7 protein-coding genes and 2 pseudogenes are annotated in these 8,130 nt (G+C 67.4%); 3 read left to right on the top strand and 6 right to left on the bottom strand.

Features of this window, described 5'->3' with window-relative positions; all coding sequences use genetic code 11:
- The 3 genes from AC2W7C_RS10225 to AC2W7C_RS10215 all read right to left on the bottom strand — a co-directional run.
- Positions 1-214 (bottom strand): ATP-binding cassette domain-containing protein (locus AC2W7C_RS10225; protein WP_486001348.1); only part of this gene is annotated, 214 nt, incomplete at its 3' end.
- Positions 215-378: 164 nt separating this feature from the next.
- On the bottom strand, positions 379-687 hold the full coding sequence (locus AC2W7C_RS10220; RefSeq protein ID WP_486001347.1) for a helix-turn-helix domain-containing protein: 309 nt from the start codon (positions 685-687) through the stop codon (positions 379-381).
- Between the two features lie 22 nt (positions 688-709).
- Positions 710-997 carry a hypothetical protein gene (locus AC2W7C_RS10215; RefSeq protein ID WP_486001346.1) on the bottom strand — a complete coding sequence of 96 codons (288 nt, stop codon included), beginning with the start codon at positions 995-997 and terminating at the stop codon, positions 710-712.
- A 335-nt stretch (positions 998-1,332) separates the two neighbouring features.
- Between AC2W7C_RS10215 and uvrA the strand changes: the two genes are divergently transcribed.
- Positions 1,333-4,281, top strand: a complete 2,949-nt coding sequence (gene uvrA, locus AC2W7C_RS10210) for an excinuclease ABC subunit UvrA (protein WP_486001345.1) — start codon at positions 1,333-1,335, stop codon at positions 4,279-4,281.
- A 19-nt stretch (positions 4,282-4,300) separates the two neighbouring features.
- On the opposite strand, the gene AC2W7C_RS10205 is transcribed toward uvrA, so the two are convergent.
- Positions 4,301-5,224, bottom strand: a complete 924-nt coding sequence (locus AC2W7C_RS10205; protein WP_486001344.1) for a hypothetical protein — start codon at positions 5,222-5,224, stop codon at positions 4,301-4,303.
- Positions 5,225-5,256: 32 nt separating this feature from the next.
- The gene (locus tag AC2W7C_RS10200; RefSeq protein ID WP_486001343.1) at positions 5,257-6,234 is read right to left on the bottom strand and encodes a hypothetical protein; all 978 of its coding nucleotides are present in this window, start codon (positions 6,232-6,234) and stop codon (positions 5,257-5,259) included.
- A 64-nt stretch (positions 6,235-6,298) separates the two neighbouring features.
- On the opposite strand from AC2W7C_RS10200, the pseudogene trmFO reads away from it, so the two are divergent.
- Positions 6,299-7,683, top strand: a pseudogene (trmFO, locus tag AC2W7C_RS10195) (methylenetetrahydrofolate--tRNA-(uracil(54)-C(5))-methyltransferase (FADH(2)-oxidizing) TrmFO).
- Positions 7,683-7,883, top strand: a complete 201-nt coding sequence (locus tag AC2W7C_RS10190) for a hypothetical protein (RefSeq protein ID WP_486001342.1) — start codon at positions 7,683-7,685, stop codon at positions 7,881-7,883. The pseudogene trmFO and the gene AC2W7C_RS10190 overlap by 1 nt, the downstream one beginning before the upstream one ends.
- 20 nt (positions 7,884-7,903) lie before the next feature.
- Here the strand turns inward: AC2W7C_RS10190 and AC2W7C_RS10185 are convergent.
- A pseudogene (locus tag AC2W7C_RS10185) lies at positions 7,904-8,130 on the bottom strand (RNA polymerase subunit sigma-70); the annotation flags it as partial.

Raw genomic sequence — 8,130 nt, 5'->3', positions numbered from 1 at the left:
CGATCGCGCCCTCGGCGGGCTCGGCCAGGCCGGCGACCAGGCGCAGCAGGGTGGTCTTGCCGGCCCCGTTGCGGCCGACGACGCCCGTGCGCTCACGCCCGAAGGCGAGGCTCAGGTCTGAGAAGAGGGTGTGTCCGTCAGGCGTGCGGGCCGCGACGCGATCGAGCGTCACGAGCGCGGATGCGGAGGGGTTTGGGCTTGGGAGCGAGGGCATGGGCGAGCACGAGCAGCAGCGGAGCGGAAAGGGCGAAACCGATTTCCAGCGTGCTGATCATGATCGTCGGGCCTCCGTGAACTCACTCAGGAACCTAGGATGGGTGCGAAGGCCCGTCGGCGCAAGCCTTTTCGGCCCGGGCCCGAAGACGCTTTCCCACATCGCTACAACGCCAGTTCGATCTCTCGCCCTTCGAACTCCGCGACCACCTTCATATGGCCGCCATGCGCCTCGATCAGCGCCTTCAGCGTCGCCAGCCGGATATCGCGGCCCGCCTCCAGTTTTGAGACGTTGGACTGGGTGGTGTTCAGAATCTTGGCGAGTTCGACCTGCGACAGGCCCAGCTCTTTTCGCAGAGCTTGAAGCGCCGACGTTCGTTCGCCGATCTCGAGAACGAGGGCGTCTATCCGCTCCTTGTCCTCGGCCGACCAGTCCGGCCTCCAGACGCTGGATTTCCTAGTCGTCACTTTCACATCGCGTCTTTTACGCGCTTGGCTATTGCAAGCGAACAATGACGATCCTGAAGCCCTGATGAACCTCGAGCGTCAGAACCGCCCATCCGGACGGCAGGTGGACGGCCAGCGGAAGGCAGTACGGCGTCGAGAGATCGCGCCAGTCCGGCACGCCCTCGAGTTCGCTCTTCACCAGCCCCATCGCTTCGGGCCCTCCAGCCTCCAGACGGGTCTGGATAGCGAACAATTCCCGCTGTCGATCCCTCGACCACAGCTTCACCTCACTCAGGAAATCGTCATCGACTTCCACCGACCAATCGACCATGGCCATGCGTCTCCCGTGCGGAATCTAACCGCAAGTATTTGTTTGCACATGTGAAAGCTCGCCATTGGATCTGGGTTTGGTAGATGGTTCAGAAAACGATGTTTGTTGAAGTTGGGTTCTTGGTAATTTCGGCTTTCGATTGGAACTCACATTCCACTTCGGAATATATTCCATTATCGCATATCGTCAACCGCTACGGACGGTAGCTGCCGGTTTCTGTCAGCAGGCTGGCGTCGGAACGATCGAGTTCCTATAATGTTCTTGCTGATTTCCCCGAACTGTCCCCCATATAGCGTCGTCGCGCCGGACCCTGTCCGGCCCCTCCGCGTTCTCCGGATTCCATGACCGAAAAGCACAACTTCATCCGCGTGCGCGGCGCCCGCGAGCACAATCTCAAGGGCGTCGACCTCGACATTCCGCGCGAGAAGCTGGTGGTCATGACCGGCCTGTCGGGGTCGGGGAAATCCTCGCTCGCCTTCGACACCATCTACGCCGAGGGCCAGCGCCGCTACGTCGAGAGCCTGTCGGCCTACGCCCGCCAGTTCCTGGAACTGATGGGCAAGCCCGACGTGGACCTGATCGAGGGCCTGTCGCCGGCCATCTCGATCGAACAGAAGACCACGTCGAAGAACCCCCGCTCGACCGTCGGCACGGTCACCGAGATCCACGACTACATGCGCCTGCTGTGGGCGCGGGTCGGCGTGCCCTATTCGCCCGCAACCGGCCTGCCGATCGAAAGCCAGACCATCTCCATGATGGTCGACAAGCTGACCGCTCTGCCGGACGGCGAACGCATCCTGCTGCTGGCCCCGGTCGTGCGCGGCCGCAAGGGCGAGTACAGGAAGGAGATCGCCGAGTGGCAGCGCTCGGGCTTCCAGCGCCTGAAGATCGACGGCCAGTTCTACGCCATCGAGGACGCGCCCCAGCTCGACAAGAAGTTCAAGCACGACATCGACATCGTCGTGGACCGCATCGTCACGAAACAGGGTCTGGAAGGCCGCTACGCCGACAGCCTGCAGACGGCCCTGGGCCTCGCCGACGGCATCGCGGTGGCCGAATGGGCCGCCCCGGCCGAGGGCGAGAACGAGCCACGTCGCATCACCTTCTCCGAGAAATTCGCCTGCCCCGTCTCGGGCTTCACCATCTCCGAGATCGAACCCCGGCTGTTCTCGTTCAACAACCCGTTCGGCGCCTGCCCCGTCTGCGACGGCCTGGGGGTCAAGCTGGCCTTCGACGCCGACCTGGTGGTGCCGGATCGCGACAAGACCCTGCACAAGGGGGCGGTGGCGCCGTGGTCGCGCGGCCCCTCGCCGCTCTACACCCAGACGCTGCAGTCGCTGTCCACCCACTACGGCTTCTCGATGGACAAGCCGTGGCGCGACCTGCCGCAGAAGGCCCAGGACGTCATCCTGCACGGCTCGGGCGGCGAGAAGATCCAGTTCGTCTATGACGACAACGCCCGGAAATACGAGACCTCCAAGGCGTTCGAGGGCGTGCTGCCCAACCTGGAGCGCCGCTGGCGCGAGACCGACAGCGCCTGGGTGCGCGAGGAACTAGGCCGCTTCCAATCCGAGACGCCGTGCGAGGCCTGCGGCGGCAAGCGCCTGAAGCCCGAGGCCCTGGCGGTCAAGGTCGCCGGGGAGGACATCGCCGAGATCAGCTGGCTGTCGATCTCCAAGGCCTATCTCTGGTTCTCGACCCTGGAAGGCCATCTGACCGACAAGCAGATGGAGATCGCCCGGCGCATCCTGAAGGAGATCACCGACCGGCTGCGCTTCCTGAACAACGTCGGCCTGGATTATCTGAACCTGTCGCGCAGTTCGGGCACCCTGTCCGGCGGCGAGAGCCAGCGCATCCGTCTGGCCTCGCAGATCGGCTCGGGCCTGACCGGGGTCCTCTACGTGCTGGACGAGCCGTCGATCGGCCTGCACCAGCGCGACAACACCCGCCTGCTGGAAAGCCTGCGCGGCCTGCGCGACCTGGGCAACTCCGTCCTGGTGGTCGAGCATGACGAGGAAGCCATCCTGACGGCCGACTACGTCATCGACATGGGGCCGGCCGCCGGCGTCCATGGCGGCGAGGTCTGCGCCGAAGGCACGCCGCAGGAGGTGATGGCCAATCCCCGCTCCCTGACCGGCAAATACCTGACCGGCGAGCGCGAGATCGAACTGCCGCCCGAGGGCCGGCGCCCCGTCGACCGCAAGAAGATGCTGAAGATCTCGGGCGCGACCGGCAACAATCTGAAGAACGTCACCGGCGAGATCCCGGGCGGCCTGTTCACCTGCATCACCGGCGTCTCGGGCGGCGGCAAGTCGACCTTCACGATCGAGACCCTCTACAAGGCCGCCGCGCGCCGGCTGCACAACGCGTCGGACGCCCCCGCCCCCTTCGACCGCATCGAGGGGCTGGAGCTGTTCGACAAGGTCATCGACATCGACCAGTCGCCGATCGGCCGCACCCCGCGCTCGAACCCGGCCACCTACACCGGCGCCTTCGGCCCGATCCGCGACTGGTACGCCGGTCTGCCGGAGTCCAAGGCCCGCGGCTACGGCCCCGGCCGCTTCTCGTTCAATGTGAAGGGCGGCCGCTGCGAGGCCTGCCAGGGCGACGGCGTCATCAAGATCGAGATGCACTTCCTGCCCGACGTCTACGTCACCTGCGACGTCTGCAAGGGCAAGCGATACAATCGCGAGACTCTGGAAATCGTCTTCAAGGGCAAGAGCATATCTGACGTTCTGGACATGACGGTCGAAGAGGCCGCGCGCTTCTTCACCGCCGTGCCGTCCATCCGCGACAAGATGCTGACGCTGGAGCGGGTGGGCCTGGGCTATGTCCAGGTCGGCCAGTCGGCGACAACCCTGTCGGGCGGCGAGGCGCAGCGGGTGAAACTGTCCAAGGAGCTGTCCAAGCGCGCCACTGGCAAGACCCTCTACATCCTCGACGAGCCCACCACGGGCCTGCATTTCGAGGATACGAGGAAGCTGCTCGAGGTGCTGCAGGAGCTGGTCGACAGCGGCAACACCATCGTGGTGATCGAGCACAATCTCGACGTCATCAAGGTGGCCGACTGGCTCTTGGACTTCGGCCCGGAGGGCGGCGACGGCGGCGGCGAGATCGTGGCCGTCGGCACGCCGGAACAGGTCGCCCAGAACCCCAAGAGCTGGACCGGCAAATACCTCAAGGAAATGCTGGATCGTCACGAGGCGCGGCGGAAGGCCCGCGTCGCGGACCTGGCGGGCCGGGCCGCGGCCTCCGAGGACAAGCCGGTGCGGGCGAGGAAGCGGGCCTGACGACCCGCCCCTTTCCGCATCAGGCCGTCGGCGTCTCGGCGCCCAGGCCCTTGATGTCGCGATAGGCGGCGGCGAACGGGGCGTACATGACCCCGACCGTCAGCGCATAGACGATCGCCTCGACCAGCGAACTGGCGATCACCCAGGGATTGGTGATGTCCAAGGCGGCGCGCAGCGCCTCGGGATCGCTGTCGGTCCCGAAGTTCCAGCCCTCCATGCCCGACATCATGCCCAGCGGCATGGTGATGACGGACGACAGGAAGCTGATGATCAGGGTCATCACGCCCGCGATGATCGCCATGCCCAGCAGCGGCCAGAACCGTCCCTGGGTCAGGGCGAAGGAGTCGAAGAAGGCCATCCGGTTCTCGGCCACGGTGATCGGCACCGCCAGGCTCAGCCGGACCGCCAGCCAGATCAGCAGGGCCACGCCGGCCAGGCCCGCGACGAGCGCGACCAGCCAGCCCCAGCCCGCGCCGCTCGCCGCCGAAATCCCGCCGATGATCCCGACCGCGAAGACGACGACCACGCACAGCGCCGTCATCACCAGGCCCAGGACGAAGGTCACCACCATCACCCGGACCTCATCCATGCCGAAGCGCAGGTAGCCGAAACCCTTGGCTTGGGGATTCAGCACCCCGCGGGCCACCGCCGCGGCCAGGACGGCGCTGACGAACAGCGAGACGGGAAGCAGCCAGGCGATCTGCAGGAAGATGGATCCGAAGGTCTGGAACATGGCGCCGACCTCCGCCGGCGTGGCCTGGCTGGACTCCAGCGCCTCGGCGGCCTCGCTCCACTGGATCAGCGGATCGACGACGCCCGAGATCGCCAGCAGGGCCGCCAGGCTCAGCACCGCATAGACCAGGGCCCACGCCACCAGGGCCAGCGGATTGCGGCGCACCAACCGGAACCCCTCGAACGCCGCGTCGCTCGCCGAAAACGCCATGAACCTCTTCCTTCCGTTCCCGCGATCCTAGCCTAGGCGGCCGATTCCGGAGAAGCCGCTTCGTCCGCCGGCCTCGGGTCGCCGCTCTCGGCCAACTGCCGGCAGGCCGAGGCGAACGGCGCGATCCCCAGGGTCAGGACGACGCCGTAGATCATCGCCCCCGCCAGGCCGCCCACGACGACCCAGTACCAGTTGGCGGCGAACCAGGTCCCCAGGCCCGCGAAGGGCTCGGCGGCGGCGTCGACGTCCGTCCAGGGGCCGTTGGCGACGGCGAAGCCCGCGAACAGGCCGACGCCGATCATCACCACGATCACCTCGATCAGGATGACGATCAGGCAGATCAGCAGCATCATGCCGAACAGCGGCCAGCCCTTGCCCGCCGCCAGCTTCCAGCCCTGGACGAAGGCGAAGTCGCGATAGAGCACGCTCGCCGGCGCCATCAGGCTGACGCGGGCCATCGCCCACATGAAGGCGACCACGCCGACGATCACCAGGACCGCCATCACGGCGACGCCGACGCCGACCTGCGACGATCCCTGGGTTCCGAGACCCACAGCGACGGCCACGGCCACCGCGAACAACGCGACGACGATCATGGCGACGTACAGGCCCACGCCGATGGCCAGGCCCACCACGGCCACGCGCAGCTCGTCCATTCCCACGCGCAACGAGAAGGCGCTGGTCTCCTTGGGCCGCAGCATGGCCCGCATGATGGCGGTGTAGACGACCGCCATCACCAGCAGCTGGCCGATGTTCATCAGCATCGAGGCCATCTGGAACTGCATCATCTGGGCGAAGGCCTGGTCGGGGAAAGCAGTCCCGTAGGCCGAGGAGTCCGAACCGGGATCGGGCATGTTGGCGACCATCTCGCCCATCATCGGGAAGATCAGCGCTAGGCCCGCCAGGATCGGCGCCACCGTCAGCAGCCCCCAGACGAACACGGCCAGCGGCCGCCGCCGGATCAGGTCGAACGCGTCGCCGATGGCCGTCCCGATGGAAAATCGCCGCATGGCCCCCTCCTCTTCCCCGCCGCGACGCTAGCCCGGATGCGCGCGCGCCGCTAGAAGCCCTGGCATGACAACGCCTTCTCCCGTTCATGTCGTCGGCGGCGGCCTCGCCGGCTCCGAAGCCGCCTGGCAGATCGCCAACGCCGGCGTCCCCGTGATCCTGCACGAGATGCGCGGCGTGCCCGGCGTGAAGACCGACGCCCACCAGACCGACGGTCTGGCCGAACTGGTCTGCTCCAACTCCTTCCGGTCCGACGATTGGGAATACAACGCCGTCGGCCTGCTGCACGCCGAGATGCGGGCGCTGAACTCGCTGATCATGACCTGCGGCGACGCGCACCAGGTGCCGGCCGGCGGGGCCCTGGCCGTCGACCGCGACGGCTTCTCCCAAGCCGTCACCGCGAAGCTGCACGCCCATCCCCTGGTCACCGTGGTGCGCGAGGAGATCGCTGGCCTGCCGCCCGAGGACTGGGACAACGTCATCGTCGCCACCGGTCCCCTGACCTCGCCCGCCCTGGCCGACGCCATCCTGAAGGCCACCGGCGAGGAGAGCCTGAGTTTCTTCGACGCCATCGCGCCGATCGTCCACGCCGACAGCATCGATTTCGACATCGCCTGGCGCCAGTCGCGCTACGACAAGGAAGGCCCGGGCGGCGACGCGGCCGCCTACGTCAACTGCCCGATGGACAAGGCCCAGTACGACGCCTTCATCGACGCCCTGCTGACCGGTCCCAAGGCCGAGTTCAAGGACTGGGAGAACGTCCCCTATTTCGACGGCTGCCTGCCGATCGAGGTCATGGCCGAGCGCGGCCGCGAGACCCTGCGCCACGGCCCGATGAAGCCCGTCGGCCTGACCAATCCGCGCGATCCCACGGTCAAGCCGCACGCCATCGTCCAGCTGCGTCAGGACAACGCCCTGGGGACGCTGTTCAACATGGTCGGCTTTCAGACCAAGCTGAAGCACGGCGCCCAGGCCGAGACCTTCCGCATGATCCCGGGCCTGCAGGACGCCCAGTTCGCGCGGCTGGGCGGCCTGCATCGCAACACCTACCTCAACAGCCCCCAGCTGCTGGACAAGCAACTGCGTCTGAAGGCCATGCCGCGCCTGCGCTTCGCCGGCCAGGTCACGGGCGTCGAAGGTTACGTCGAGTCCGCCGCCATGGGCCTGCTGACCGGTCGTCTGGCCGCCGCCCAGGCGCTGGGTCGCGACCTGGCCCCGCCGCCGCCCGAAACGGCCATCGGCGCCCTGGTCGAGCACATCACCGGCGGACACCTGGAAGGCTCCAAATTCCAGCCGATGAACATCAACTATGGACTGCTGCCGCCGCTGGAGGCGCCGCGGGTCGACGCCGCCGGCAAGCGCATCCCGCCCAAGGACCGCGCCGCGCCAAGAAGCGGCTGATGAGCGTGCGGGCGATCGAGGCGCTGAAGGCCTGGCGGGACGCGGGCTGATGGCGGACCAGACCGAACTGGATCGCCTGAAGGCCCGGCGCGTGACGATGCTCTACCGCCTGGACCTGATCGCGAAGGGCGCCCAGCTGACCTACGAGGACGGGACGCCGATCGACATGGCCTCCGAGAAGGCGCGGATCGAGGCCGAGGTCGCGCAGCTGGACCGCCGCATCGGGGCGCTGGAACGCACCGTCCACTGAGGCGGCGTCCGGCCGACGCTTCAACCGTCCAGCGTCGCCAGCTCCATCGCGGCCAGTCGATCCGGATCGGCCACCGCCTCCAGGACGACGATGCGGCCGTCGCGCCACGTCGGCAGGACTACCAGCATCAGCTTGCCCGCCGGCGCGATCAGCAGCGCCAGGGCGCCGTCGACCAGCGCCGCCCGCGCCGTCTGCGCCCGGCCGAGGAAGTTGCCGGCCACGGCCTCCGGGGGCCGACCAGCTCGGG

The organism is Brevundimonas sp. CURTG3B2_SDJG (genome assembly GCF_057364705.1).
Note: the sequence above shows the minus strand (reverse complement) of the source record. Positions and strands in the feature narration are given on the sequence as shown.

Coding starts and splice junctions, on each gene's coding strand:
- AC2W7C_RS10205 (WP_486001344.1), bottom strand. CDS start 5,224: ATGGCGTTTTCGGCGAGCGACGCGGCGTTCGAGGGGTTCCGGTTGGTG.
- uvrA (WP_486001345.1), top strand. CDS start 1,333: ATGACCGAAAAGCACAACTTCATCCGCGTGCGCGGCGCCCGCGAGCAC.
- AC2W7C_RS10200 (WP_486001343.1), bottom strand. CDS start 6,234: ATGCGGCGATTTTCCATCGGGACGGCCATCGGCGACGCGTTCGACCTG.
- AC2W7C_RS10190 (WP_486001342.1), top strand. CDS start 7,683: ATGGCGGACCAGACCGAACTGGATCGCCTGAAGGCCCGGCGCGTGACG.
- AC2W7C_RS10215 (WP_486001346.1), bottom strand. CDS start 997: ATGGCCATGGTCGATTGGTCGGTGGAAGTCGATGACGATTTCCTGAGT.